We start from the raw sequence: 26508 nt of genomic DNA, 5'->3' as shown, positions 1-26508 counted from the left end.
TAGTTGTTATACAAAAAAAGCCTGCCATTCGCTAGGAGCAAACGCAGGCTTTTCTATATTGTTACACTATTCCATGTTCATTGGCCGTGCGTGTTCATTAACCGTGACTGCTTCTTCCAACGTTGTCATGGCTCAGCTCTTTATTTAGAACCGCTTCCACATGACCAGGTGAACGTGTTGTGCCTGAAATCAATCGGTACATCGCAGGGATGACGAACAGAGTAACCAACGTCGCGAAGCCCATACCGAAGAAGATAACTGTACCCACTGCTACTCGGCTTTCATAGCCTGCGCCTGTTGAGGTAATCAATGGAATTGCACCGGCTAGCGTCGTAAACGCCGTCATTAAGATTGGACGCAAACGTCGTGCTGAAGCATCAATGATCGCCTTTTCAAACTCAATGCCACGGTCACGAAGTTGGTTAGCAAACTCTACGATCAGAATACCGTTTTTAGTTACCATACCGATCAACATGATCATACCTATTTGGCTGTACACGTTAAGACCTTGGTTCATCAGTACGAGGCCTAAGAAGCCACCGAAGATACCCATAGGAACCGTGAACATCACCACTAACGGGTTGATGAAGCTTTCAAACTGCGCAGCCAATACCAAGTACGCGACTAGCATCGCTAACGCAAACACCACTAAAATACTCGATTGGTTCTCTTTGAAGTCTTTTGACTCTCCAGAGTAGCTCACAGAAATATCACCCGGTAGTTGCTCAATCGCTTGTTCATCAAGGAAGTCGAGTGCGTCACCCAACGTATAACCTTCCATTAAGTTCGCTTTAATGGTCACCGATTTCTGCTTGTTGTAGTGCGACAAACGAATCGATGAAGCGACTTCTTCAATATGCGTCAGCGTATCTAGTGTCACTAACTCACCAGATTGAGTACGCATATAGATTTGACTTAAGTCGTTAGCGTTATTGAAGCTATTTTCATCACCACGAAGGTAAACATCGTATTCTTCGCCACGGTCCACAAACGTGGTTTCGCTGCGCCCACCAAGCATGATTTCTAGCGTGTCTGAGATATCTGATACGCTGACACCCAACTCGGCTGCTCGTTGCTTATCTACGGTTACCAACAACTCTGGTGTTTTCTCCGAGTAATCGATGTCCGCACCTTCCATCATTGGTGAATCTTCAGCCGCTTGCTTTAACAGTTCGCCCCATTTCTGAAGCTCAGAGTAATCAGAGCCACCCAGTACAAACTGCACAGGCTCACTTGAACCACCTTTGAAGCCCGGCATGAACGGGAATACACGCACATCAGGAATACCATTCAACGATTTACGGACTTCGCTCAACGCTTCCTGAGCCGTCTCTTCACGTTCATCCCAATCTTCTAAGATCATGATAACGAAGCCCGTTTGGTCGCCCGCATTACCACCAAACGCTGGTGATTGAATGCTGAATGACTTCAAGAAGCCCTGACCAAGCAACGGCATTAGACGCTCTTCAACGATGTCCATATTGGCAGACATACGATTATAGCTGGTTGCATCAGCGCCACGAACAAACGCAAAGATAACACCACGGTCTTCTTGTGGAGTCAGTTGCGACGGCACTTGTTGCATCAAACCATAACTACCGCCCATACACGCGATAATGATGATTGGAGCAGCCCAACGCCAGTTTAAAGCACGGCGCAATACTGAGCGGTATCCAGATTCAAGTTTGCCAAATACGCGCTCGACAAACAGGTTAAAGCGGTTTGGTTTAACGTTCGCTTGTAGGATTTTACTGCCTAACACTGGCGTTAACGTTAATGCGACTAGCGACGAGAAGATCACCGACATAGCGAGCAATACAGAGAACTCGGTAAACAAGAGACCAACCATGCCGTCCATGAACGAGATTGGTAGGAATACCATTACCAATACAAGCGTTGTTGCGATTACCGCAAAGCCTACTTCACGAGTACCTTTATACGCAGCAAGCAGTGGCGATTCACCACGTTCAATATGGTGGAAAATGTTCTCAACCACCACGATCGCATCATCGACCACCAAACCAATCGACAGGATAAGTGCCATCAGGGTAATCAGGTTGATAGAGAAACCGAAGTAGTACGCGGCAATAAACGACGAGATCAGAGATACCGGCACGGTTACCGCGGGAATAAGTGTTGCACGTGCTTGACCAATAAAGATGTAAAGCACAAGGATAACTAAGCCACCCGTAATAAAGAGTGTGCTGTAAACCTCTGATATCGAACGGTCGATGAAGACTGTTGAGTCATAATCGACAGCCAAACGAGTACCATCTGGCAAGAACTTTTGAATTGCTTCGACTTCTTTATGGACTAAGTCAGCAACCTCAAGTGGGTTCGCATCTGACTGAGGCACGATACCCATACTTACGTTAACAACGCCGTCACTTTTAAAGGTCGAGTTCTCGTTTTCTGCGCCAATGTACACATCCGCTACGTCTTTCAAATAGATAGGTGTATTATCAGAGGCACGTTTAACGACTAGGTATTCGAAATCTTCCGCTTCAGTGTAAGAACGAGCGGTACGCACCGACATTACAATCGCATCGTTACGTACTTCACCACCTGGGCTTTCAATGTTCTCACTGTTAAGAGCAGAAGTGATGTCCGAGGTAGTAACGCCACGACCCGCCATCTGCGCAGGTTTCAGCTTCACGTACATTACTTTGTACAAGCCACCCGAGATATCCACCGAACTCACACCAGAGATCAAACTAAAGCGGTCAATCAACACACGTTCTGTGTAGTCAGTTAACTGCGTTCGGTCCATCTCGGTTGAACTTAGGTTGATATAAACCGATGCTTCGCCACTACCGTTGTTCTTATAAACAATCGGGTCGTCGGCTTCATCAGGCAATGATCGCTGAGCACGAGCGACCGCATCACGCACATCACTCACACCCGTATTGAGGTCGTAACCAAGCTCAAAAGTAATCGTGATACGCGACATGCCGTTACGCGTTGTAGATTCGATCTCATCGATACCACTAATACCGGATAACTGATCTTCAAGATTGGAAGTTATTTGGCTTTCAATGATGGTGGCAGACGCACCCTCATAACGTGTACTGATCGACACCACTGGACTTTCAATATCTGGCATCTCACGAACGGCAAGCTTGTTAAATGAGACAATACCAAACACAACCAGAAGCAGGCTCAATACGATAGCCGCTACTGGTCTCTTTACAGAAACATCAGATAACAACATTAGTTAGCGCCTTCTTGTGTTGCTGCATTTTCATCAAGATTAGCTGTATCGGCCTCAAGTTTAGCGGGGCGATTAACGGCTAGCTCTTGAACCAAAACACCGTCGCGCATGTTCACGATACCTTGCACCACGATCTTCTGACCAATCTCGATACCTTTCTCAATCACGACTTCGTTATCGATACGTGCACCTAGGAACACTTCTGTTCGAGTTGCCTTGTTATCTTCATCAATTACGTAAACAAAACGTTTAGTGCCCGAATACTCCAATGCTTGAACTGGAATAATCGGCGCTTCTACTGGTGGAAAATCCATATCAGCCGCCACTAACATGCCTGGCTTCAGATAATCATTGTTGTTATCGAAATGGATTCGAACTCGTAAGTTCAAGGTTTCAGCGTTGATACGAGAATCAATACCGACCACAGTACCTGTAAATTGAGTATCGCCCCACGCACTGGTGCGAGCCGTTACTTTCATGCCTTTAGATAGCTTAGAAAGATAACGCTCAGGAATTTGAAGGTCTAACTGCATCACAGACAAGTCATCTAATGTCACCAGTTCAGTGCCTGCAGTGACCATTTTTCCGCGGCTAAAGTCGATGAAACCAACGGTGCCAGAGAAAGGTGCGCTAATGTGAAGATCTTTTAGGTTTGCATTTGCGGCAGCCAGTCGAGCATTAGCAATTTCTACATTGGTTTTCTGAGCGTCGATTTCGGTTTGTGTGATCGCGTTACGTTTCACTAGGCGTTCAAATTCCGCTAGCTTACGTTTCTCATCTTTTAGATATGCTTGCGCTTCTGAAACCGCAGCTTTAGCTTTGTCGTCATCTAACTGAACCAACATTTGCCCTTTGGTGACATCTTGATTAGCTTTGAAATTAATAGAATCAACTCTGCCAGCCACTTCAGAAGTAATAATCACAGATTGTTCGGCTTCTAACTTACCGACCAACGAGAGAGATTGGCTAACTTGGTGAATATCAACCTGTTCAGTAACAACAGTAACAGTACTTGGGCCCATGCGTTTTGCGAGTGCGGCTGGAGACGCCATAAGAATAGACAAGCTAAGCAGGGTTAAAACAGATTTATGCTTCATAATAATGGTCTGCAAGTAAGATTTAAGATCTATAAATGAAATTAACGATATTCTATCAACTGATGAATGCTGTAACGTCAAGAAGTGTAAATCTAGGTCAAATTCCATTTACGTTTCGTCGCAAATTACACAAACCAAACACAATACAGAAAGCCAGTTACCTCAAGGTGTTACCTATCACTACGCAAACCTTAATAGAGATGTTCACTTCACGAGCAATATGCGTACTTTTCGCCATCTTTGCCCAAAAAGGCAGCATTTAACACAAAACCATAAGAAAAACTCTTTACAGGTTTAACGTGTTTGCTATGATGCGCTCCGCACTTGAGAGATGCGTTGGGAAAAACATCTCTTTAGCCTATCCATTACGAGTTAGGAAAAAACACCCTGGAGGGGTTCCCGAGTGGCCAAAGGGAGCAGACTGTAAATCTGCCGGCACTGCCTTCGATGGTTCGAATCCGTCTCCCTCCACCATATTCTTCTTACCTCTTTTAAGAGTTAAGAGAACAACCTAGTTGATGGGCTTATGGGAAAACATCAATTTAGGCTTACTTTGTGAAGAGTAAGACATACCCTGGAGGGGTTCCCGAGTGGCCAAAGGGAGCAGACTGTAAATCTGCCGGCACTGCCTTCGATGGTTCGAATCCGTCTCCCTCCACCATATTCTTCTTACCTCTTTTAAGAGTTAAGAGAACAACCTAATTGATGGGCTTATGGGAAAACATCAATTTAGGCTTACTTTGTGAAGAGTAAGACACACCCTGGAGGGGTTCCCGAGTGGCCAAAGGGAGCAGACTGTAAATCTGCCGGCACTGCCTTCGATGGTTCGAATCCGTCTCCCTCCACCATATTCTTCTTACCTCTTTTAAGAGTTAAGAGAACAACCTAGTTGATGGGCTTATGGGAAAACATCAATTTAGGCTTACTTTGTAAAGAGTAAGACACACCCTGGAGGGGTTCCCGAGTGGCCAAAGGGAGCAGACTGTAAATCTGCCGGCACTGCCTTCGATGGTTCGAATCCGTCTCCCTCCACCATATTCTTCTTACCTCTTTCGAGAGTTAAGAGAACAACCTAGTTGATGGGCTTATGGGAAAACATCAATTTAGGCTTACTTTGTGAAAAGTAAGACACACCCTGGAGGGGTTCCCGAGTGGCCAAAGGGAGCAGACTGTAAATCTGCCGGCACTGCCTTCGATGGTTCGAATCCGTCTCCCTCCACCATATTCTTCTTACCTCTTTCGAGAGTTAAGAGAGCAACCTAGTTGATGGGCTTATGGGAAAACATCAATTTAGGCTTACTTTGTGAAGAGTAAGACACACCCTGGAGGGGTTCCCGAGTGGCCAAAGGGAGCAGACTGTAAATCTGCCGGCACTGCCTTCGATGGTTCGAATCCGTCTCCCTCCACCATATTCTTCTTACCTCTTTCTAGAGTTAAGAGAACAACCTGATTGATGGGCTTATGGGAAAACATCAATTTAGGCTTACTTTGTGAAGAGTAAGACACACCCTGGAGGGGTTCCCGAGTGGCCAAAGGGAGCAGACTGTAAATCTGCCGGCACTGCCTTCGATGGTTCGAATCCGTCTCCCTCCACCATATTCTCCTTAATTGGAAAATCGAAAAGCCAACTCATTGAGTTGGCTTTTTTCGTTTCCGAGCTTTATATCTTTCTAAACGCATCTTTCTAAACATTGCCCTCAACTTCCTAAACACTAACCCACTACTACAAAAAACTTGATCAGTCTGACTCATTCGGACATCAGTGCTCCCATACTTAAGCATGACGCTCACAAACCAGATAAGCAGCGCAACCTAAGTAGTTTGTAGAAACTTGCTCTTTGCATTTACTCTCAATGTCCTGTTTCTGATGCACCGTGATCTCAGGCGCCAATACGGATTTAAAGAACTTTGTCATTACTCATTACATCCAGATGAAATCAGTTAGTTAGTTAGTTAGTTAGTCTCAGGTTAATCCAATATTTGAATAAGATACATCTCTTATATTTGTCTTGATGACACTCTTCCTCTACTCATGTTATTTCTCTGTTCCGCATGTTTCGTCATATTGGTATTGCTCCGTGAATCTAAAACTCTCCCCCCCTCAAAAAAAGCTTAAAGCCAATTTCCCAGACGCAACTTACAGATACATATTATTAGGCGCAAAAAAGCCCCTACAGATTTCTCCGTAGGGGCTTTCAATAATCAAAGTAATATCTAGTTAACTCATTTTTAGTTAACTATCGAGATTAACCTTGAATACCAACAATTAGCCAAGGCGCATTGTCAGTAGTTAGATCGCGTTCTAAATGCCAGATATCAGTGATATCTTCTTCGATGCCATCCGCTGTATCACGGTAACGACCACTAAACTGAAGGCTTAGCTGTGCTTTGCTACCATCGTGGTCTGCACGAACGATTTCAGCATCAACGTACATTACGTCTGTGTGCTGATCACCCTCTAGCTTGTTACGCTCAGCTTTCAGATCTTCAAATAAGCTTGGAGATACGTACTCTTCAATCGTGTTAAGCTCGTTGTGGTTCCATGCACCTTGCAGTGTACGGTAGTGCTCACGAGAGCCATTGATGAAGGCCGCTTGATCAAAACCCGGTGGGTAATTATGCGGAACATCGCTTTGAGCACCAAAGCCAAAGCCGCCAGCAGCACCTTGTGGTTGAGATTGAGGTTGTGCTTGCTCGAAGTTATGAACATTTGGCTGTTGCTTAGGTTGCTCATACTTGTTCTGACCCATACCACCGAATGCTGGCTGTTGGCCACGTCCATTCTGCTGATTCATTGAGCCCTGCTTGGCCCCCAACATTCCACGCAGGAATTTAAACGCTAGGAAAGCGATTAGACCCATAATCAGAATATCCATAAACTGGATACCTTCAAATGCGCCGCCAAAGAATGCAGCTAAAAGACCACCGGCAAGTAAACCACCTAGTAGACCGCCCATAAGGCCTTTCTTGCTAGAGTTAGCTGCTGTGTTCTTACCCGTCTGATCTTGTCGGATCGAGTTAGTGTTTTGTTGTTTTGGTGCTGGAGCCGTTTTGAAGCTTTTGCCAAATGACTTACCACCACCAAACTTTTTCGCTTCCGCGATTGGCGTCACCGCGACTGTTACCAACAGGATCGCGACTAGTGAGAAAAATCGTTTCATTATTATCCTTTATAGGGTTCTTTATCTTTCGACACCTTAATCATACTCGTTAACAAAGAACAATGAAATATTCACGGCGTTTACACATGTATCATAATATTGCTGCTATTAATTGGTTACTTAATTAGCGAAGGGATTGACGGCAATCGGGGGCAGCATTAAAATATTGAACGATGTTCATTTATAGAAAGTACTCATGGCAAGAAGAAACGATCATACTCGCGAACAATTAGTGCAATTAACTTTAAAGACAGTGACCGACTTCTTAGCTGAGCACTCCTACCACGAGTTAAGTCTACGTAAAATTGCCAATATGATTGGCTACGTTCCTAGTACCCTAGTTAATGTATTTGGTAACTACAACCTATTGCTCTTGCATGTTGTTGCGCAAACCCTAGACGAACTCGCTGCCGAATCCGCATCTGTCGTAGAACAATCGAGCAATCCTCAACAAGCATTGTTTAACCTTGCTTACTGTTATCACGACTACGCACAAAAGCACCCTCACCGCTGGCAGCTTATCTTCGAACACAACATGAATGGCGAAAACCTTCCTGAGTGGCAATCGAACCGAATCGATCGAATGACTGGTATGTTAGAACAATTACTTATAGCGATCGCACCAGAGCACACAGAAAGCGAAGTGGTTAAAGCGAGCCGTGTATTATGGTCAGGTGTGCATGGAATTACGCTACTTAGCGTTGATGACAAGTTTTTCGCGTCAGAGCCTATTGATGGTAAAGAGTTGATTAATAACCTAATCTCAAATTACTTGACCAACTGGTAATCATCCAAGGAAAGACAATGAACAACAGCAGCCACTCTTCGCTGTTAACGCAAAAAAGGTTCCTACCCTATTTTATCACCCAGTTTCTAGGAGCCTTTAATGACAACATATTCAAAAATGTGCTGTTGTTGTTTGTTGCCTTTGCGAGCATAGACACTCTTCCTATTTCCAGTAATTTATTCATTAACTTAGCTGCTGGCCTTTTTATTCTGCCCTTCTTCTTATTTTCTGCTTTAGCTGGCGTACTGGCTGATAAATACGAAAAATCTTGGTTTATCCGTAAAGTTAAGCTCCTTGAAGTACTAATAATGTCATTGGGTGCGGTCGGATTTATCTACGAAAGCTACGGTATACTGCTTTTGCTTCTGTTTCTAATGGGAACGCAAAGTGCTTTCTTTGGCCCGGTGAAATATGCCCTGCTTCCTCAACAGTTAGAGACAAAAGAACTAGTAACCGGCAATGCGTTAGTCGAAACAGGCACATTCTTAGCGATCCTGATTGGCACTCTAGGCGCGGGGGTTATCGCGTCAGAAGAGAGCTCAAAGCTTATTGCCGCTGTGTGTATTGTTTTGTTTGCTGTTCTTGGGTACGTATCAAGCTGCTTTATTCCTGAAGCGCCAAGCAATGCTCCAGATCTAAAAGTGAAATGGCAGCCAGTGAAACTAACTCGCACCACACTGGCTATTGCTAAAAAAGATCGCCCTACTTTCCAAGCATTAATGTCTATTAGTTGGTTTTGGTTCCTTGGTGCAGCTTACCTAACTCAGTTCCCCAATTTCACCAAGCTGCATTTAAATGGCACAGAAAGCTCCGTTGCGTTTTTACTGGCGCTGTTTTCGGTAGGTATTGCGATAGGGTCTTTGGCTTGCGATAAACTATCTAATCATCGAATTGAAATCGGTATCGTGCCAATAGGCAGCCTTGGTATCTCAATATTTGGCTTGTTGATGGCAATATCGATTCCCGAATCACTGCCTGATTTTAGCTCTTTCCACCAATTCGTGACGTATTCTGAGCTGTGGCCACTATTTTTTCACCTCTTATTATTAGGTATATCAGGTGGTATCTTCATCGTTCCGCTTTATTCCTTAATGCAGTTGCGTGCCAAACCAAACGAGCGTGCACAGGTGATCGCAGGGCTCAACATCTACAACTCACTATTCATGGTGGGAAGCGCCGTTCTCGGTATCATCTGCCTAACTGTTCTTGAACTTTCGATTCCGCAACTGTTTGTATTACTCGCACTGTTTAACACGTTAGTTGTGTTTTACCTTTTCTATCAAGTACCTATCTATGCGTTCCGTTTTTTCACATGGGTAGTCACTCACACCATGTACCGTGTAAAGCATAAGAACCTACATCACCTACCAGAGAAAGGTGGAGCACTCATCGTATGTAACCATGTGAGCTATATGGATGCATTATTATTGAGTGCCGTTTGTCCTCGCCTTATCCGTTTTGTAATGGAAGAAGACTATGCAAAGCTTCCACCATTGCGACGCTTCTTGAGACGAGCTGGAGTTATTCCTATCTCATCAACAAATCGTAGTTCGATGCGTAATGCCTTCAAAGATGTTGAAGATGTACTGCGTGAAGGGCATATCGTCTGTATTTTCCCAGAAGGAAAGCTTACTTCAGACGGAGAAGTCGCCGAATTCATGCGTGGTATGGAACTCATCATCAGACGCTCTCCAGTCCCTGTCATTCCAATGGCACTTAAAGGATTGTGGGGCAGCTACTTCAGCCGTTTCAAAGGAAGAGCGTGCAAAGGCTTACCAACCCGTTTTTGGACGAAGCTAGAGATAGAAGCTGGCGAACCTATTCTACCGAAAGATGCAAATTGCGAGACACTCCGCCAGGCTGTTACAGATCTTCGAGGCTCAAACCGCTAAGTTAAGTAAACTAAGCAGCGATTAGTTGAATGATTAAATAGTTAATATCGCTAAATAACGAGTTCTCTAGACAACATTTATGAAGCCGCATCCAACCGAGTAACATCCAGCCGCATCTATATCGATGGAAGAGTATATCCATGAACAAGCGTTAAGTTTTACTTAACGTTTGTTCAATTCATTTAGACTTACTTACCATTGAGTTAAGCGTATAGTCTTCCAATACGCTGCCATAACCATAAATGACAACCTAAATATAATGAATTTAAAAAAGTCTGTTCCATTTTATATTGCTGCTCTATTTTGCTTAACCCCTTGGGTAAGCTCACCGACTGCGCTTGTTATTGGCTTCCTATTGGCGAGTCTAGGCTTGGTACCTGAGCACTTAGAAGTCGGCAAGTTAACGAAGAAGCTATTGGCCTACTCGATTGTTGGTTTAGGTTTTGGCATCCAGTTTGAAAAGGCACTGGCGGTAACAGGTGATGGCATTGGCTTGATTGTCACAACGATCATTGGCACGTTGGTCATTGGGTGGTTCTTAGCAAAACGTATGGGATTGGATCGCACCACGGGCTACCTTATCTCTTCTGGTACCGCTATTTGTGGTGGTAGCGCTATCGCAGCGGTCGCTCCTGCAATCAAAGCAGACGATGAGCAAATTGGCTTGGCATTAGCCACTGTGTTCGTATTGAACTCAGTCGCTCTGTTCTTATTCCCTATGATTGGCCATGCTCTTGAGCTAAGCCAGCAAACTTTCGGTACATGGGCGGCAATCGCAATTCATGATACTTCTTCGGTTGTCGGTGCAGCATCGGCGTATGGCGAAGAGGCACTCACGACAGCAACAACACTCAAGCTAGCTCGTGCACTTTGGATCATCCCAATCGCGCTGATCAGTGCAATGATTTTTAAGAACGATCAAAAGAAAATTACAGTCCCTTATTTCATTTTCTTCTATTGTGCCGCTATCGCCGTTAGCGACTTATTGCCGCAATTTGAGATGGTCTACCAGGGAATTTTTGATATATCTAAACGTGCACTCGTAGTGTGCCTGTTCTTGATCGGTTGTGGTATCTCAGTTGAGAAGCTCAAAGCAGCAGGACCAAAACCGTTAATGTTTGGTATTACGATGTGGGTAATGATTTCTACTGGGTCATTAGCGTGGTTAACACTCGTCTAATGCGAAGGGAAACGCTATCTATTGGTTAGCTTGCAACAAGCTAACGAGAAAAATAAAAAGGCAAAGCTCCAATGGGCTTTGCCTTTATCGTTTATTTCCTAAGTATCTATGGTTGCTTAAACATCTTTTGTTAATTAGGCACCTGTTGTTAATTAAGCATCCATTGTTGCTTAAGGATCTAATGTTACTTAAGTATCTGTGCTCGAAGCAGTCACTAATCAAACAGGGGCTTATCACTCTTTTTGCTCTCTTTTTTCATCAAAACAAGCACTACAACCAATACAAATGCGGTAAGCTCAGCTAATGATCGAGTCAATCCCGACGATGTTACTGCTTGGCCTATCTGCAGTAAGACCGCAACAATGAGGGCGATTTTCATAATAAGACCTTATTCTATAATCCGTTCTTTATAGGGCTTATTATGATGGATGGTTATAAAGATAATAAATTCTGTTTTGAACTATCTAATTGCTAAATTAACTAAACTAGTCCGATTGACCCTCTAACCACTTAATAAAAGTTCTGACCTTAGGCCGTTTTTCAGTGCCTAACGGACAGATTAAATCATATCCTTTGTCTGTATCCATACTCGGATAAGGCGTGATCAGTTCACCCGTCTCTATATATTGCTTAACAAAGTGATAGCGTCCCATCGCAACACCAATATTGTACAGTGCACTCTTTACACCCATATCTCGATGACTCACGCAATAAAACTGATCATACAGATCAACATCCAAACCGTTGTGCTTAATCCATCGTTGCCAAACATCGGACCCCAATGCATGTATAAAATTAATCCTATGTAACGACTCTACTCCATCATCAAAAATATTGTGTTCAGCAGCATAACTCGGTGTACATACCGGTATGTACTTTTCACCAAACAAGCGTTGTCGGTGCATATCTTTGAGGTCTTCAGCACCATAATAAATAGCAACATCTAAGTGGTTTTGATGAAAATCCTGCTCCTCTTGCGAGAAAATGTTGAGATTAAACTTAGGGTATCTCTGTTTAAAATCAGCCAGTCTTGGCAATAACCAACTGTTAGCAAATGCAGGGCTCGTACCAATATTGATCTGTCCGTACAAGTCTGTGTTAGTAATGTCTTCAATCTCACCAAAAATAGAACTTAACGACTTCGACAAGGTTCGTTTAAAACGCTGACCTTCTTCAGTTAACGCAAGCTTACGAGTTCCTCGCACAAACAAATTAAAACCGAGTTCTCCTTCTAATACTTTAATCCGATGGCTTACTGCACCTTGCGTGAGATGTAATTTTTTCGCCGCCAGTGTGAAGCTCATGTTCTCGGCAGCGACATTAAAAGTATGAAGGTTTCTCAGTAAAGATTGATGGTTAGCCATACGAACTCATGCATTAAAAATTTTAATTCATACTACTACCCGTTTCGTTTGTTTGCATCAAGAAATAAGTTTCTAATACCCACAGTTGCTTAAAATCCTGCTTCGATCAACATTTGGTTCCACGCTTTGACGATCAGGAACATTAAAAAAATTAATTACAAACTTAGGGGTACATATGAATATACTCGGGTATATGCAAAAAGTAGGTAAGGCATTAATGGTTCCAGTCGCCACACTGCCAGCTGCAGCAATCCTTATGGGGATCGGCTATTGGTTGGATCCTGTGGGATGGGGTTCAGAAAGTATTTTAGCCGCATTCTTGATCAAATCTGGCGGTGCTATCATCGACAACATGGCGGTTTTATTCGCGGTAGGTGTCGCATTTGGCTTAAGTCGAGATAAAAATGGCTCTGCCGCATTATCTGGTTTTGTGATGTTCCTTGTCGTCACCACACTTCTTGCTCCGGGCTCTGTTGCTCAATTAATGAATGTTGAACTCAGTGAAGTGCCTGCGGCATTTGGCAAAATCAGCAACCAATTCGTGGGCATCGTTGTTGGTATCATTTCTGCTGAAATCTATAATCGTTATTCAACCGTAGAACTTCCTCAAGCATTAGCCTTCTTCAGCGGTAAACGTTTGGTTCCTATCCTGACTTCAATCGCAGGTATGGCTCTCTCTTTTGCTCTGTTATACATCTGGCCAGCTGTGTACGACTCTTTAATCGTTTTGGGTATTAAACTCGAAGGTATGGGGGCTGTGGGAGCTGGTCTATTTGGCTTCTTTAACCGTCTGTTCCTATCAGTTGGTATGCACCACGCTCTTTATCCTGTGTTCTGGTTCGACGTTGTAGGCATTAATGATATTCCAACCTTCTTAGGCGGCGCACAATCTATCGCTAACGGTACGGGCATTCCGGGTAAAACAGGCATGTACCAAGCGGGCTTCTTCCCAATCATGATGTTTGGCTTACCCGCTGCGGCATTAGCGATGTACCACTGCTCCGATGCGGAAAACAAGAACCAAGTATTTGCAATCATGCTTGCAGCGGCCATGGCTTCATTCTTCACCGGTATCACAGAGCCGCTAGAGTTCAGTTTCATGTTCCTAGCACCAGTATTGTTCCTATTGCACGCAGTATTGACAGGTCTATCGCTTTACATTGCAGCAAGTATGGAATGGATGGCAGGGTTCGGCTTCTCTGCTGGTTTCGTTGACCTAGTACTATCAAGCCAAAACCCACTAGCAACTAACTGGTACATGCTCTTAGTTCAAGGTGTTGTATTCTTCGCGCTTTACTACTGCATTTTCCGCTTCGCTATCATTAAATTCAACCTGCGAACCCCGGGACGTGGTGAAGAGATGGAAGCAGAAAAAGAGCTAGAAACTCCAGAAGCACTGGCTAACCTAACCAATGGCTACATTGAAGCCGTCGGCGGTGCAGACAACATTCTAGAAGTAGATAACTGTATTACTCGCCTACGCTTAACTGTAAAAGACTCAGGGGCAGCTGATAGTGACAAACTGAAGAAACTAGGTGCGGCAGGTGTGGTACCTGTTGGTAAAGGTGGCCTACAAGTTATCATTGGCCTAGGTAAGGTCGATAAGGTCGCTGAACAAATGAAGAAGGCTCTTGCTTAAGTTAAGCAACCAGATGGAAAGATAAAAAACCTTAATGACCAGATGAAATACTAAGAATTTGTGACGGCTTCACCACCGTCACAACCCCCTGAAGCGCAATTACGACTAGTCACCGTGTATTGCGCTTCATTTTATTGTTCTCAGTTCTATTTAGAACGTATCTGCTGTAACCACTGTGCCAACACTGTGCGCGAAACCTTAATACCTTGCTGTTCTTGCTCTGGCATATGGTAGTACTCGACAGGAAATTTGAACCGTTCAAGACGGCCATTTAATTGCTCGGCAAACCATTCTTTGGGTGGTAAATCCGTACAATCTACAATAGCGACAGGTCGAAATCCGAATTCATCGTCCTCAATTGGAACGATAAACGCCTGATTGATTGCAGATAATTGATTAAGTGCTCGCTCAATTTCTTCACAGTGAATATTCTCACCTCCAGAAATAAATTGATTATCTGCACGGCCAATAATCGACACTTGTTCGCCAACCCACTCACCAAGATCTTTACTGTCGAACCAACCTTGGTCATCTACCAGTGGCGTTAAGTCACCTTGATAGTAATAACCAGAAGCAAGTGTATTACCGCCAATATAGATACGTTGATCTTCAATCTTCAATTGGCGTTGGTCGAGAACAAAGCCTGCCGTTTTGGTGCCATCGATGGGTTTCGCGGTCACTGTCGAAGCCGCTTCTGTCATGCCATATCCAAGCCAAGTTTCGATACCCATTTGTTGAGCTTCAAGCCCTAGCGCTTCTGGGATATGGCTCCCACCTAACAACACATGAGTTAAAGTAAGTGCTTGTTTACTCTTCAGTAATCGATGTAGCTGAGTAGCCACTAATGAGGCATGACTGCAACCTTCGATGTCTGACTCAAGCTTACCTGACCCTATTTTGATGCAGCCACCAGCCGCCAACCAACGATGGACAATCGCTAATCCCGATACGTGGTACATCGGCAAGCTAAGTAGCCATGTATCAGCTTGTTCAAAGTGGAAAACGTCGAGTAAGCCCTGAGCTGAACATAAGTGTTGCTGCAACGTGTGCGCCACCGCTTTCGGGTTTCCGGTAGAGCCAGAAGTGAATACGATGCTCGCTAAAGATTGAGGACTAAAGTGTACGTTTTCCGGTGTTTTTGGTTTGTCATCATCATCGACCTTAACTTCGTTCAAGCAAGGCAACGTTACCAATATAGTCTTGAGTTCAACAGCATCAAAATGATCTAGCCCACAGCTATCTAATAACCACAGGTATCGCCTATCTGATTGGCCATAAAGGGATTCAAGCTTCTGCGTTAAACGAGCTTTCGGCTGAGGCATGGTAAACGCACAAACCACACCTAAATTTAAGGCCGCAAGATACACTGGAATCACTTCAGCTTGGTTCTTACCGGCAATCGTCAGTACATCACCTTTAGATAGGCCTTGTTGAGACAACTGTTGTTGGTACTCACTCACTAACGTTGATACTTGCAGCCAAGTGCAATTTCGGTCAGGAGTCACTAACGCTGTTTGATGTGGGTTCTGTTGCGCCCACTGTACCCAGAACGGGTGATGAATAGATTGTGGGCGCATCATAGAATAACCGAAAAATAAATGAAGAACCGACCGAGCTAATTAAATCGCCATTCAACTAGCTCGTAAAACGTACCGCACAATAGCTTTGTCTAAGAAGACCAAATCAATTGCTGCTGCTCAAGAGTTGAAACTGGAAGCTCACAACCTGGCCAAGAGACTTCTAGTTGCTGCTGATACAAGCCAATCGTATCAAGTCCCGGTACTTCGTTTGGTAGATACTGCTGGGCCAAACGAGCAATCTGCGTCAGACCTAGACTAGACTCTATACTTGAACTCAATATAGGTTTAATCCCAAGTTGCTGTGCTCGCTCAATGATTGCTACACAACGCTCTACAGAACCAATAAGAGTTGGCTTGATCACTACAGCTTTAACACCAGTTAGGTCACTTAGATCAAACTCTGGGCTTCTTACCGCTTCTTGTAGTGTTTCATCCCACGCAATTGCCACACCATGGTCGATAGCAAATGCCAAGCTGTCTTCAGGTTTCAGGCAAGGCTCTTCAATAAAGCTAATGCGTTGACGCAACGACGGCGAAATGTACTTAATAAATTGCTTCGCTTTTTCTGGCTTCCACGCACGGTTAGCATCTAGCCTCAAACTTAAGTCAGGAATTGATTCAAGGAATAAGCTCACCAGCATGCCATCACGAATGGCTTCATAAAGGCCCACTTTTACCTTGGCAACCTTCTCGCCTTTCATCCCATTGAGAACAGGAATCAGCTCATCCGGATCTCCTGTGCACAAAGGCGCAGCTTGATAGTTACCTTCAGCGTTGAGATCACCGCGTAACTCCATCATCGCCATTGAAAGGCCAAACGCGACAGAAGGATATAGCTCTTCAAACGACGTTTGAGGATTATTGTGGCTCCAAAGCTCTAATTCGTGTTGAAGCTGGATGCCAGCTTGTTCGACATCTTCTTGGCTAAAGCCCGGTAACGGAGCAACTTCGCCAAAACCCGATTTACCATCGCACTCAAGTTGGATGATATAACCCATTCTTTCGCTCAACTTATTATCACGAAGTATCACACCGCTATCCATAGGCAATTGATAACGATAGAGTTTAGCTTGGCGCTGAGAATTTACTGAGTTCATTAGATTTCCTAAAAAACGAGAGCATTAAACAAAACGAGCCGCTATTAGCGACTCATTCTGAAGAGGAAAAGACTATGGATTACGCGGGAATTTGTCGAAATCAGGTCGACGTTTCTCGTTGAATGCGTTTCGGCCTTCTTGACCTTCCTCTGTCATGTAAAACATCATTGTTGCGTTACCAGCTAGCTCTTGAAGCCCAGCTTGGCCATCACAGTCCGCATTGAGTGCCGCTTTTAGACAACGCAGCGCCATTGGGCTGTGTTGAAGTACTTCACGACACCAACGAACGGTTTCTTTTTCTAGATCAGCAACAGGTACAACTGTGTTTACTAGGCCCATGTCCAATGCTTCTTGAGCATCGTAGAAACGACACAAAAACCAAATTTCACGCGCTTTCTTCTGGCCAACGATACGAGCCATGTAAGAAGCACCCCAGCCGCCGTCGAAAGAGCCTACTTTAGGACCCGTCTGACCAAACTGTGCGTTTTCAGCTGCAATGGTAAGGTCTGCCATCATGTGAAGAACGTGACCGCCACCTACTGCCCAGCCGGATACCGCTGCGATAACCGGTTTTGGACAAGTACGAATTTGGCGTTGAAAATCCAATACGTTCAAGTGGTGAGTACCTGAATCATCTTGATAGCCGCCGTAATCACCACGGATACTTTGGTCACCACCAGAACAGAACGCTTTCTCACCAAGACCTGTCAAAATGATTACGCCAACCTTCTCGTCATAGCGAGCATCAGCCAGTGCATTGATCATCTCTTTTACGGTTTGTGGACGGAACGCATTGTGGACTTGAGGACGCGCAATCGTGATTTTCGCAATACCATCGTCAGATTTGTGGTACTGAATATCTTCAAATTGACTGCTTTCATCGCGCCAGTTAACGGCTGCGTAAAGTTCTTCTTCTGTGATGCCTACTGTTTTAGCCATGGTGATTCCCATTGTTCTATTAGAGACCACGACTATCGAATAGTCGTGACGGTGTTGCTTTGCTTTTGATAGTGCTTTATACGAGATAATTGCTCAGTCAAATTAGCGACGACTGGCGATGCATTCAATAATCAGGTTCGAAAACAGCTCTGGTTGTTCAAAATGAACATTATGACCCGCGTAATCAACCTGACTATATTCAAAGCCACTATTATCAGCTAGCTCCATGAATTTACGATCTTTTTCACCACACACATAATGCAATTGATGCTCATGAGATTTTAATGTGGCACGTAAATCTGGTTGCTTAGCTAATGAAGTCGATAACAACATATTTGCTACGGATACTCCAAGGTTACCACTACGCTTTATGACCAAAGTTTGTCTTTGCTCATGATTTAGTGAAGAAAAGACGCTTTGTTGATACCAATCGTCTAAAACATCTTCAATCGACTGCTGTGCAAAGCGAACCGCCCATTGCGTATCATGTACTAACCTTTGCGCTCTTTCTTCATCACACTCCAAACCAAAATTGCCACCTTCGATGATAACTTTTTCTAGGTTAAGTGTTTCAAAGCAAGGGCTTGTCACCCCATACATAGCGAGCCTACCTCCCATCGAGTAACCAATAACCACGATAGGATAGTCAGCAGGAAGATCGTTAAGAGCAAGCTGAGAAGTAATGCATTGAACGATTTTCTTGCAGCAATGGTCAAAGCCTACCGGGTCGATAAAGCGACTTTGTCCGTGCCCGGGCAAATCTATGCAAAGACGAGGAAAGTCCTCTAGGAATGGATGACATGCGCTCCAATCATCCCCGCTTCCGAGTAAACCATGTAAAAAAACAAGCAAAGGTTTATCAGAAGATACTTTTGAAGCTGGGTAATAATTGGAGTAAAGCATGTAAAGTCCTTAGGCTAGTGCCTCGGTGAGCATTGAACTGAATTGTTTCAGTAAAGTAGACGCTTGTTCGGGAGGCGTCTTAACTTCCACGATCAAGGTACCTTGACCTTGTTCGAAATGTTGTTCGATGATTGTTTGATACCCATTCAAGGTTTCAGGCGCAGCATAACCGAGCTGGAATTGCGCAGCGGCATGTTCAAAACCGAAACCATGAGGCATTTGATATAGAGATTGTTTTTGTTGCTCAGGAACGGGCAACAAGTCAAAGATCGCGCCACCGTTATTATTGGTCACAACAATAACCATCGGCGTTACATTGTGAGTCAACAGAGCCAGTGAGTTGAGGTCATACAACAAAGAAGTATCACCAATCAACATCAATAAGGGATTCTGGTTGGCTTTCACTACACCCGCAGCTGTGGCCACCAAGCCATCAATGCCCGATGCACCACGATTACTGTAAACTTGATTCGCAGATATTGATGACAGCATATCCACCAGCCTTACCATCAAGCTGTTTCCCACAAACAACTCTCTGTCTTTAAGTCTAGTCGACAAATCAACGGCAACGCTCAGCTCGGTCAGTTGGTCGTTGTTAGATATCTGTGCCAGCGCCAATTGTTGAACGGTATTCGCGATTTCTACCAAAGGTGCCGCCCAACCTGCATGTTGACCTAACAAGGTAGGTAAATGCTGCTCGGACACCCACGATTCTATATCTGCACCAATGTGAGTTTGAGGCAGATGATCTTGATTGATACGGTGTGTATCTGGTGACACAACAATGTATTGAGATGCATCGAACAATACAGCTTGCCACTTAAGCCATTGGTTGAGCCGCTTGGATACAATGCGCTCACCGAACTGAAGGATGAAATCACATTGGTTAAGTTGTTCTTTCGCTACGTCAATCTGCATCCACAGATCATAATGCTTCCAATCACTTGTGATACCTGATTGAGGGTCGCAGAATACCGGCCATCCCAAAGTAGAAGCGAACTGCTGTACTTTCTTCGCCGCTTTTTTGTCAATAGAGCCAATAATCACGACACCTTTGCGTGTCACATAATCGCCAGGCGCGACTGGGTGAACATTAAAATGATTTGGCAGACAAGTATTAGAATAAGGGCTTGTTGAAGTGTTCCACCCCACTACACTCTTTGTGTAGTCAGCATATATCTCAGCACTGTTGGCTGAATAAAGTGGCTCTGGAAACGGGCAGTTGATGTGAATGGCTCCGCCGACACTGCGTTGTTTAGCGAGTGCTTTATCAACGGATGTCAGAAGCCAATTCAAAGAAATTCGTGTCGTTGGGCTTGGGAGATTTAAGGCCGTTTCAACATGGGAAGAAAAAATCCCCTGTTGTTGAATAGCTTGGTTGGCACCACAATCGACTAAATCAATTGGCCGATCAGAAGTCAGCAAAATAAGCTTCTCTCGTGTCAGCCCAGATTCAGCCGTCGCTGGCAGCAAGTTTGCAACAGCAGTACCAGAAGTAACAATCACTGCAACTGGCTTATCGCTGGCTTTTGCTAAGCCCAGCGCAAGAAAACCAAGACCACGTTCATCAAAATGCGTGTGTAAGGTTAACTTAGGATTAGCTTCAGCTTCGAGAGTTAACGGTGTTGAGCGAGAGCCCGGCGCAACACAAACATGTTCAACACCGTTGCGTGCTAGCTCTTCAAGTAGCGTGTTACACCAAACTCTATTTAATACGGCTTGGTCGTGATTCATGACGCCACACCCAAGGGTGGGTGGTCTGAAATCAAACTCAGGAGAGTCGACATCTTCTTGTTCAACTCTTGCCACTCATGTTCGGCAACCGATCCTGGCACGATCCCCGCGCCCGCAAACAGTTGTACTTGATCGTTTACAACCAAAGCACTTCGAATCGCGACACAAAATTCTGCTCGTCGATGGCTGATGTAACCAACTGAACCCGCATACCAACCCCTCGCAAATGGTTCATGTTCAAGAATGAAGTCCATCGCCTCTTTACGTGGTAAACCAGCAACCGCCGCAGTCGGCTGCAATGCAGCAAGCAACTGCACACCGTTGATACCATTATTAAGTTGAGCGTGAATATTACGCTTCAAATGCTGCACCTTACGCAGACGCACAAGACGGGCATCTTTTTCAACATGCACCGTTTGGGAATGAGGCGTCAAACGCTCAATGATATCGTCGACTACATATTGGTTTTCATTGAGGTTTTTGCTGTCTTGAGAAAGCCAATTGGCTAGCTCCATATCCTCGGTTGCGTTCTCCCCACGACCAATAGTTCCAGCAAGTGCTTCGGTATCAAGCTCCGTACCATGTCGGCTATATAAACGCTCTGGCGTCGAACCGATAAAGCTGTGTTTCGAATCCAACACCAACATAAAGTGAAAGCTGTGATGATTCTGCAGATAACTGGCTTTAAGTAATTGCGCAGCACAAATCGGCGCATCAAGCTGCAACGTGGTTTTACGAGCCAAAACGACTTTCTTGTACTCTTCATCGCTGATGCCCTTCAGGACTTTATCGACCAAGCTGTCCCACTGTTCTCTTTCTGGAACATGTTGAATCTGTTCGATATGCGCAGATAAAGGAGCCAATATCGCCGCTTCAACCGAAAGCTTGTTCAAAGCATTAATAGCAGCGACACGATCAGGAGACAAATTAACGGCTAACGACCATGTATCGTCAAAACGGATCAATTCAACCTGAGGAAGGAAGAAAAACGATTCCATACAACGACGGTTCTTTGCGGTATGTCCATCAAACGAACGTCCGCCCCAAATTCGTTGGTCTTCGCCAAGAATAGCGTATGCCGGAGCGGGATCGGAAAAAGTATGCAGTTGACCGAGTGCGACGACCTCTTCACGAGTGTCACGCGACTGCCAGTAGAACTTAGGAAAGAGCGGTTGAGCATGAAGCCATTCAATGAATGCAAACGATGGTTTTTGCGTTAGAACTTCAACACAACGAACTTCGCTTGCTTGGGCATTTTGTACTCGCTCAATCAAAGCGGAGATAGTTTGCTGGAAATGTGACAAATCGACCTCGTTCACATCTAAATTATTATTATATTAGTTTGATACTTTATGGGCAGCACCCACTTAGATCAAGAATGTATAAAATCTTTTGAACATTCCTGTGATTCTAAGCGATTCAGCGTATTTATTCATCTTAGCGAACAACCACAAAAGCGATTAATTAAAATTTAGATAATAGCGACAAAAAAAAGACCAAACGTGACACTGAAATGCGACATTCATCAGATTTTTATTCTATCAAACCCCATTTTGCGGTACTTTAATAAAGTATTTAAATTAATTTCAGGAAATCGGCAATGCAAAATATCGGGATGTCGTCAAAACTCAACAGCGTATGCTACGAAATCAGGGGGCCTGTACTCAAACATGCTAAGCGCATGGAAGAAGAAGGGCATAAAATACTGAAGCTTAATATTGGTAACCCCGCCCCATTTGGTTTTGACGCCCCTGATGAAATCCTTGTTGACGTTATCCGCAACCTGCCGACATCTCAGGGTTACTGCGACTCAAAAGGCATCTATTCAGCCCGCAAAGCGGTTGTTCAGCATTATCAAAAAAAAGGTCTGCGTAACCTCGATGTAGAGGACGTTTACATTGGTAACGGCGCGTCAGAGCTTATCGTTATGTCTATGCAGGCGCTACTTGATAATGGTGATGAAATCTTAGTTCCCGCTCCGGACTACCCACTATGGACAGCATCTGTTGCGCTTTCTGGTGGTACACCGGTTCATTACCTATGTGATGAAGATGCCGATTGGTATCCAGACCTAGATGATATGCGTGCGAAGATCTCACCAAAAACTCGCGGTATCGTTCTTATCAACCCGAACAACCCAACGGGCGCGGTATACAGTCGTGATTTCTTATTACAAGTTGTTGAGATTGCTCGTGAACACGGTTTGATTATTTTTGCCGACGAAATCTACGACAAAGTACTTTACGACGGTGCTGTACACACATCAGTGGCTACACTTGCTGAAGATGTATTAATGGTCACTTTCAACGGCCTATCTAAAGCTTATCGCGTATGTGGTTTCCGTGGTGGTTGGATGTTCTTAACCGGTCCAAAACACATCGCGAAAGGCTACGTTGAAGGGCTTGAGATGCTCGCCTCTATGCGTTTGTGTGCCAACGTACCAATGCAGCATGCAATACAAACCGCATTAGGTGGCTATCAAAGCATCAACGAACTGATTCTTCCGGGTGGTCGATTGCTTGAACAGCGTGATCGTGCATGGGAACTGATCAACAAAATCCCTGGCGTTTCTTGTGTGAAACCAAAAGGCGCGATGTACCTGTTCCCTAAGATCGACACCAACATGTACAACATCAAAGACGATCAGAAATTCGTGCTCGATTTCCTTAAGCAAGAGAAGGTGCTATTAGTTCAAGGTACTGGCTTCAACTGGCCGAAACCGGATCACTTCCGCATCGTGACTCTACCGCACATCGAAGATCTAGAAATCGCGATTGGTCGTCTAGAGCGCTTCTTGCAGACTTACAGCCAAGATGACATCACTAGTGATTAATGAACCCAAAGAAAAATGACTACAATTTACTGTTTTAAAAGACTTTAATTTGTATTCATTCGCTTCTATGCTTAAGAGGCTCCTGTTTAGGAGCCTTTTTTGTACCCGCTGTCTCGCACTATTTGTGAGAAAACTATTGCGAGTGGAGCACAGTTTAGAAAGGACGATTATGAAACAAAGCCATTTCTTTGCCCATCTAGCACGCATGAAGCTTATCCAGCGTTGGCCTCTCATGCGTTCAATCTCAAGCGAAAACATTTCAGAGCATAGCCTACAGGTTGCGTTCGTCGCGCACGCCTTGGCATTGATCAAAAACAAAAAGTTTGATGGTCAACTCAACGCAGAGCACATTGCACTGCTTGGCATGTACCACGATACCAGTGAAGTGCTCACTGGTGATTTGCCCACGCCGGTTAAGTACTACAACCCGGACATCGCCCAAGAGTACAAAAAGATAGAAGCAGCAGCAGAGCAAAGACTGCTTTCGATGTTGCCAGAAGAATTCCAAGATGACTTCGCCCCTTTCTTAATCTCTGGAACGGCAAGCAAAGAAGAACAAAGCATCGTCAAGCAAGCAGACACCATCTGTGCTTATCTAAAATGCCTTGAAGAACTCAGCGCGGGCAACCACGAATACGAGCAAGCTAAACGTAGATTGGAAGAGACTCTCGAACAACGTAAAAGCCCAGAAATGGATTACTTTCTCACCACCTTTGCACCGAGTTTTGAATTATCACTGGACGAAATCAGCTAGCTAGGTATAACTTGAGTGTAATTAGCTAAACAAATCAAATTGATAGGTGCTATTTTGACTTCTCTACTCGAACCACCATTTGAACTCGAACAAGAATGGCAACATCGAAACGACGATGAACATAAAATAAGACGTGATGACCATCGTAGTCCGTATCAACGCGATCGTGCGCGGGTGCTTCACTCTGCGGCTTTCCGTCGCCTACAAGCCAAAACTCAGGTACACGGTACCACCGTCAACGACTTCCACCGCACTCGCCTTACTCACTCTCTTGAGGCCGCTCAGCTTGGGACAGGTATCGTCGCTCAACTGAAGAAAAAGCAGCCAGAGTTTCGAGTTCTATTACCCTCGGACAGTTTGATTGACTCACTGTGTTTGGCGCACGATATTGGCCACCCACCTTATGGGCATGGCGGTGAAGTCGCACTCAACTACATGATGCGCGACCACGGTGGTTTTGAGGGTAATGCCCAAACGTTTCGCATTGTCACTCAGTTAGAACCTTATACCGAACATCACGGTATGAACCTATCTCGACGCACTTTGCTGGGGTTGATCAAATACCCTTCACTGCTTAGCGAAGTTCAAGCCAAGACTCAATCTCAACCTGTTAAACACCAACGACAGCTCCGAGCGCGAGATTGGATGCCAGCAAAAGGTATTTATGACCACGATGAAGAGTTATTCAACTGGGTACTTGAGCCACTTTCGAGTAACGACCGACAGCTTATAAAGCAAAAAAGAAAGTCGCACACCGAGCCACTTGAGCACAACAAGACTAAATATAAGTCGCTCGACTGTTCCATCATGGAGTTAGCTGACGACATCGCATATGGCGTACACGATTTGGAAGATGCGATTGTGCTAGGTTCAGTGACTAAAGCTCAATGGGTCGATTCTGCATACCCTCAGCTCAGAGAAATGGCTGACCCTTGGATTTGTAAGCACTTAGATTCAATTACAGAGATGCTATTCTCGGGCGAACAGTATCGTAGAAAAGATGCGATTGGTGGGATAGTCAACGCACTGTTGACCAGTATTTCGATTAAACGCGTTGATGAAAGCTTTGAGAACGTACTTTTGGCTTACAATGCAGTGCTTGAACCAAGCATGGACGGCACGCTCGATAAGCTGAAACACTTTGTCAGCGAGTTCGTTATTCAAGTGCCTCAGGTTCAGGTCATCGAATACAAGGGCCAGCAGATCATCATGGATATGTTTGAAGCATTCAGTGCTGACCCTGAACGTTTGTTACCACTGCCAATCAAGAAGCAATGGCTACAACATCAAGACGATTCAAGAAAGATGCGCGTGATTGCCGATTACATTTCGTCAATGACTGATGATCTTGCGCAGAAAATGCATCAGCAATTATTTTCAGCTCATACAGAGTTTTAAGTGCTCAATCACTTAAATATCGGGGGAACAGCTTAATCTAAATAGTTTTTCTCGAAGACACCTGGTGGCATTTGATTGATTTGAAACTGAATCATTTGGTCAAATGCCGTTAACAGAGGGCTAAAGTCTCGGTCATTTTCTAACAAGCGCAACAGATGATAACCCGCTTCTACTGTGGATAGACTGTTTTCACTGGGTGCTTTGCGAATTCGATAGTTACCCTTGAGGTCTTTCGGCAAGTGAACCGTTTTTAACGCATGCAAGTTACTCGATACCTGCCACATTTTGAACGCCTTCTTCCACGTCCCATCCAATAAAATTACACGTAGCTTTTTATTTGAATAAGTTACCGACTTAACAGGAACAGAATGTTCACTCGGGTATAAAATCACGTGCTGATAATGTTCATCGGCCAGCAATATGTTCAGTTGCTCGTTGTTAGAAAAGTCTTCACCGACAAACGTCACACTGTTATTTAGAGATAACGAGAGGATACGCGCAGTTCCCATCGGACGATGCTCTTCTGATGGGTGTTGAAGAATGATAAGCTCAACATTTGATTCGAGTGGTGTAACCCACTGACAAATACAAGCTTTCAAAGCCTTGCTGCATTGGGGGCAATAACGAGACATGGATTTAATGTGTACCCTGTATTAATTTTCACTTCACTTTTATGCGTCTTATTCCAATTTGAGCCAATACAAGCTTGGGTCGTTTGGGATAGCAATGCGATTGCCGAGGGGCAATGGTGGCGAATCCTAACAGGAAACTTTTCACATACCAACTACTCGCACCTTCTGATGAACCTAGCAGGCTTATGGATCATCAGCTATCTGTTTCAACCGAGTAAAAAACCGCTTGCTCTTGCTATGCTTGTGATTAGTTTAGTGACTGGGGTCGCTTTGTTGTTTTCGAGTATTCAGCTCTATGTTGGCCTAT

General features: G+C 44.5%; 20 protein-coding genes and 7 tRNA genes. 15 read left to right on the top strand and 12 right to left on the bottom strand.

Annotated features, from left to right (window positions below; genetic code table 11):
* Positions 1-97: 97 nt before the first annotated feature.
* Positions 98-3211 (bottom strand): vibriobactin export RND transporter permease subunit VexH, encoded by a 3114-nt coding sequence (gene vexH / locus IQO02_RS20865; RefSeq protein WP_016790812.1) that lies wholly within the window; start codon positions 3209-3211, stop codon positions 98-100.
* Positions 3211-4308: an efflux RND transporter periplasmic adaptor subunit gene (locus IQO02_RS20860; protein ID WP_022570816.1), complete on the bottom strand. Its 1098-nt coding sequence runs from the start codon at positions 4306-4308 to the stop codon at positions 3211-3213. Before IQO02_RS20860 ends, vexH begins: the two co-directional genes overlap by 1 nt.
* Before the next feature lie 389 nt (positions 4309-4697).
* On the opposite strand from IQO02_RS20860, the gene IQO02_RS20855 reads away from it, so the two are divergent.
* From IQO02_RS20855 to IQO02_RS20825, 7 genes are all read left to right on the top strand, one after another.
* Positions 4698-4782 (top strand) — tRNA-Tyr (locus tag IQO02_RS20855).
* Positions 4783-4884: 102 nt separating this feature from the next.
* Positions 4885-4969: transfer RNA gene (locus tag IQO02_RS20850), tRNA-Tyr, on the top strand.
* 102 nt (positions 4970-5071) lie between these two features.
* A tRNA-Tyr gene (locus IQO02_RS20845) sits at positions 5072-5156 on the top strand.
* A gap of 102 nt (positions 5157-5258) precedes the next feature.
* A tRNA-Tyr gene (locus IQO02_RS20840) sits at positions 5259-5343 on the top strand.
* A 102-nt stretch (positions 5344-5445) separates the two neighbouring features.
* Positions 5446-5530 (top strand) — tRNA-Tyr (locus IQO02_RS20835).
* A gap of 102 nt (positions 5531-5632) precedes the next feature.
* Positions 5633-5717: transfer RNA gene (locus tag IQO02_RS20830), tRNA-Tyr, on the top strand.
* Between the two features lie 102 nt (positions 5718-5819).
* Positions 5820-5904 (top strand) — tRNA-Tyr (locus tag IQO02_RS20825).
* 650 nt (positions 5905-6554) lie between these two features.
* Here IQO02_RS20825 and IQO02_RS20820 read toward each other — a convergent pair.
* On the bottom strand, positions 6555-7469 hold the full coding sequence (locus tag IQO02_RS20820) for a Tim44 domain-containing protein (protein ID WP_010439568.1): 915 nt from the start codon (positions 7467-7469) through the stop codon (positions 6555-6557).
* A 196-nt stretch (positions 7470-7665) separates the two neighbouring features.
* Between IQO02_RS20820 and IQO02_RS20815 the strand changes: the two genes are divergently transcribed.
* The 3 genes from IQO02_RS20815 to IQO02_RS20805 all read left to right on the top strand — a co-directional run bounded on the left by IQO02_RS20815 (position 7666) and on the right by IQO02_RS20805 (position 11328).
* The gene (locus IQO02_RS20815) at positions 7666-8256 is read left to right on the top strand and encodes a TetR/AcrR family transcriptional regulator (RefSeq protein ID WP_010439565.1); all 591 of its coding nucleotides are present in this window, start codon (positions 7666-7668) and stop codon (positions 8254-8256) included.
* 17 nt (positions 8257-8273) lie between these two features.
* On the top strand, positions 8274-10148 hold the full coding sequence (locus tag IQO02_RS20810) for an MFS transporter (RefSeq protein WP_102282546.1): 1875 nt from the start codon (positions 8274-8276) through the stop codon (positions 10146-10148).
* Between the two features lie 259 nt (positions 10149-10407).
* A complete protein-coding gene (locus tag IQO02_RS20805) occupies positions 10408-11328 on the top strand; it encodes a YeiH family protein (protein ID WP_010439560.1) in 921 nt (306 codons plus the stop codon).
* Between the two features lie 214 nt (positions 11329-11542).
* Here IQO02_RS20805 and IQO02_RS20800 read toward each other — a convergent pair whose 3' ends face one another.
* Both IQO02_RS20800 and IQO02_RS20795 read right to left on the bottom strand, forming a co-directional pair.
* On the bottom strand, positions 11543-11707 hold the full coding sequence (locus tag IQO02_RS20800) for a hypothetical protein (protein WP_010439557.1): 165 nt from the start codon (positions 11705-11707) through the stop codon (positions 11543-11545).
* 106 nt (positions 11708-11813) lie between these two features.
* The gene (locus IQO02_RS20795; RefSeq protein WP_010439555.1) at positions 11814-12692 is read right to left on the bottom strand and encodes a LysR substrate-binding domain-containing protein; all 879 of its coding nucleotides are present in this window, start codon (positions 12690-12692) and stop codon (positions 11814-11816) included.
* Positions 12693-12885: 193 nt separating this feature from the next.
* Between IQO02_RS20795 and nagE the strand changes: the two genes are divergently transcribed.
* Positions 12886-14331 carry an N-acetylglucosamine-specific PTS transporter subunit IIBC gene (gene nagE, locus IQO02_RS20790; protein ID WP_016788994.1) on the top strand — a complete coding sequence of 482 codons (1446 nt, stop codon included), beginning with the start codon at positions 12886-12888 and terminating at the stop codon, positions 14329-14331.
* Positions 14332-14477: 146 nt separating this feature from the next.
* Here nagE and menE read toward each other — a convergent pair whose 3' ends face one another.
* The 6 genes from menE to IQO02_RS20760 form a co-directional block, all read right to left on the bottom strand.
* Positions 14478-15911 carry an o-succinylbenzoate--CoA ligase gene (gene menE, locus IQO02_RS20785; RefSeq protein ID WP_016796177.1) on the bottom strand — a complete coding sequence of 478 codons (1434 nt, stop codon included), beginning with the start codon at positions 15909-15911 and terminating at the stop codon, positions 14478-14480.
* A gap of 89 nt (positions 15912-16000) precedes the next feature.
* Entirely contained in the window at positions 16001-17008 is a 1008-nt protein-coding gene (gene menC / locus IQO02_RS20780) for an o-succinylbenzoate synthase (protein WP_016788631.1), read from the bottom strand.
* Between the two features lie 72 nt (positions 17009-17080).
* Entirely contained in the window at positions 17081-17947 is an 867-nt protein-coding gene (gene menB, locus IQO02_RS20775; protein WP_010439547.1) for a 1,4-dihydroxy-2-naphthoyl-CoA synthase, read from the bottom strand.
* 102 nt (positions 17948-18049) lie between these two features.
* A complete protein-coding gene (menH, locus tag IQO02_RS20770) occupies positions 18050-18850 on the bottom strand; it encodes a 2-succinyl-6-hydroxy-2,4-cyclohexadiene-1-carboxylate synthase (protein WP_010439545.1) in 801 nt (266 codons plus the stop codon).
* 9 nt (positions 18851-18859) lie between these two features.
* Positions 18860-20584, bottom strand: coding sequence for a 2-succinyl-5-enolpyruvyl-6-hydroxy-3-cyclohexene-1-carboxylic-acid synthase (gene menD, locus IQO02_RS20765; protein ID WP_016767087.1), 1725 nt, complete (start codon positions 20582-20584; stop codon positions 18860-18862).
* Positions 20581-21888 (bottom strand): isochorismate synthase, encoded by a 1308-nt coding sequence (locus IQO02_RS20760; protein ID WP_016767086.1) that lies wholly within the window; start codon positions 21886-21888, stop codon positions 20581-20583. The genes menD and IQO02_RS20760 overlap by 4 nt, the downstream gene beginning before the upstream one ends.
* Positions 21889-22184: 296 nt before the next feature.
* On the opposite strand from IQO02_RS20760, the gene IQO02_RS20755 reads away from it, so the two are divergent.
* The 3 genes from IQO02_RS20755 (at position 22185) to IQO02_RS20745 (ending at position 25569) form a co-directional block, all read left to right on the top strand.
* Entirely contained in the window at positions 22185-23417 is a 1233-nt protein-coding gene (locus IQO02_RS20755) for a pyridoxal phosphate-dependent aminotransferase (protein WP_016767085.1), read from the top strand.
* 169 nt (positions 23418-23586) lie between these two features.
* Complete coding sequence (gene yfbR, locus IQO02_RS20750; RefSeq protein ID WP_010439536.1) at positions 23587-24171, top strand: 5'-deoxynucleotidase; 585 nt, start codon at positions 23587-23589, stop codon at positions 24169-24171.
* 54 nt (positions 24172-24225) lie between these two features.
* A complete protein-coding gene (locus IQO02_RS20745) occupies positions 24226-25569 on the top strand; it encodes an anti-phage deoxyguanosine triphosphatase (protein WP_010439534.1) in 1344 nt (447 codons plus the stop codon).
* 32 nt (positions 25570-25601) lie between these two features.
* On the opposite strand, the gene IQO02_RS20740 is transcribed toward IQO02_RS20745, so the two are convergent.
* On the bottom strand, positions 25602-26201 hold the full coding sequence (locus IQO02_RS20740; protein ID WP_010439531.1) for a tRNA-uridine aminocarboxypropyltransferase: 600 nt from the start codon (positions 26199-26201) through the stop codon (positions 25602-25604).
* 9 nt (positions 26202-26210) lie between these two features.
* Here IQO02_RS20740 and IQO02_RS22305 point away from each other — a divergent pair.
* Positions 26211-26508, top strand: a 298-nt coding sequence (locus IQO02_RS22305; RefSeq protein ID WP_322626537.1) for a rhomboid family intramembrane serine protease, incomplete at its 3' end; no start/stop codon positions are given.

It is taken from the genome of Vibrio sp. OPT24 (assembly GCF_015163545.1).
In the GTDB taxonomy this organism is placed as follows: domain Bacteria; phylum Pseudomonadota; class Gammaproteobacteria; order Enterobacterales; family Vibrionaceae; genus Vibrio; species Vibrio cyclitrophicus.
Note: the sequence above shows the minus strand (reverse complement) of the source record. Positions and strands in the feature narration are given on the sequence as shown.

Coding starts and splice junctions, on each gene's coding strand:
- vexH (WP_016790812.1), bottom strand. CDS start 3,211: ATGTTGTTATCTGATGTTTCTGTAAAGAGACCAGTAGCGGCTATCGTA.
- IQO02_RS20860 (WP_022570816.1), bottom strand. CDS start 4,308: ATGAAGCATAAATCTGTTTTAACCCTGCTTAGCTTGTCTATTCTTATG.
- IQO02_RS20820 (WP_010439568.1), bottom strand. CDS start 7,469: ATGAAACGATTTTTCTCACTAGTCGCGATCCTGTTGGTAACAGTCGCG.
- IQO02_RS20815 (WP_010439565.1), top strand. CDS start 7,666: ATGGCAAGAAGAAACGATCATACTCGCGAACAATTAGTGCAATTAACT.
- IQO02_RS20810 (WP_102282546.1), top strand. CDS start 8,274: ATGAACAACAGCAGCCACTCTTCGCTGTTAACGCAAAAAAGGTTCCTA.
- IQO02_RS20805 (WP_010439560.1), top strand. CDS start 10,408: ATGAATTTAAAAAAGTCTGTTCCATTTTATATTGCTGCTCTATTTTGC.
- IQO02_RS20800 (WP_010439557.1), bottom strand. CDS start 11,707: ATGAAAATCGCCCTCATTGTTGCGGTCTTACTGCAGATAGGCCAAGCA.
- IQO02_RS20795 (WP_010439555.1), bottom strand. CDS start 12,692: ATGGCTAACCATCAATCTTTACTGAGAAACCTTCATACTTTTAATGTC.
- nagE (WP_016788994.1), top strand. CDS start 12,886: ATGCAAAAAGTAGGTAAGGCATTAATGGTTCCAGTCGCCACACTGCCA.
- menE (WP_016796177.1), bottom strand. CDS start 15,911: ATGATGCGCCCACAATCTATTCATCACCCGTTCTGGGTACAGTGGGCG.
- menC (WP_016788631.1), bottom strand. CDS start 17,008: ATGAACTCAGTAAATTCTCAGCGCCAAGCTAAACTCTATCGTTATCAA.
- menB (WP_010439547.1), bottom strand. CDS start 17,947: ATGGCTAAAACAGTAGGCATCACAGAAGAAGAACTTTACGCAGCCGTT.
- menH (WP_010439545.1), bottom strand. CDS start 18,850: ATGCTTTACTCCAATTATTACCCAGCTTCAAAAGTATCTTCTGATAAA.
- menD (WP_016767087.1), bottom strand. CDS start 20,584: ATGAATCACGACCAAGCCGTATTAAATAGAGTTTGGTGTAACACGCTA.
- IQO02_RS20755 (WP_016767085.1), top strand. CDS start 22,185: ATGCAAAATATCGGGATGTCGTCAAAACTCAACAGCGTATGCTACGAA.
- yfbR (WP_010439536.1), top strand. CDS start 23,587: ATGAAACAAAGCCATTTCTTTGCCCATCTAGCACGCATGAAGCTTATC.
- IQO02_RS20740 (WP_010439531.1), bottom strand. CDS start 26,201: ATGTCTCGTTATTGCCCCCAATGCAGCAAGGCTTTGAAAGCTTGTATT.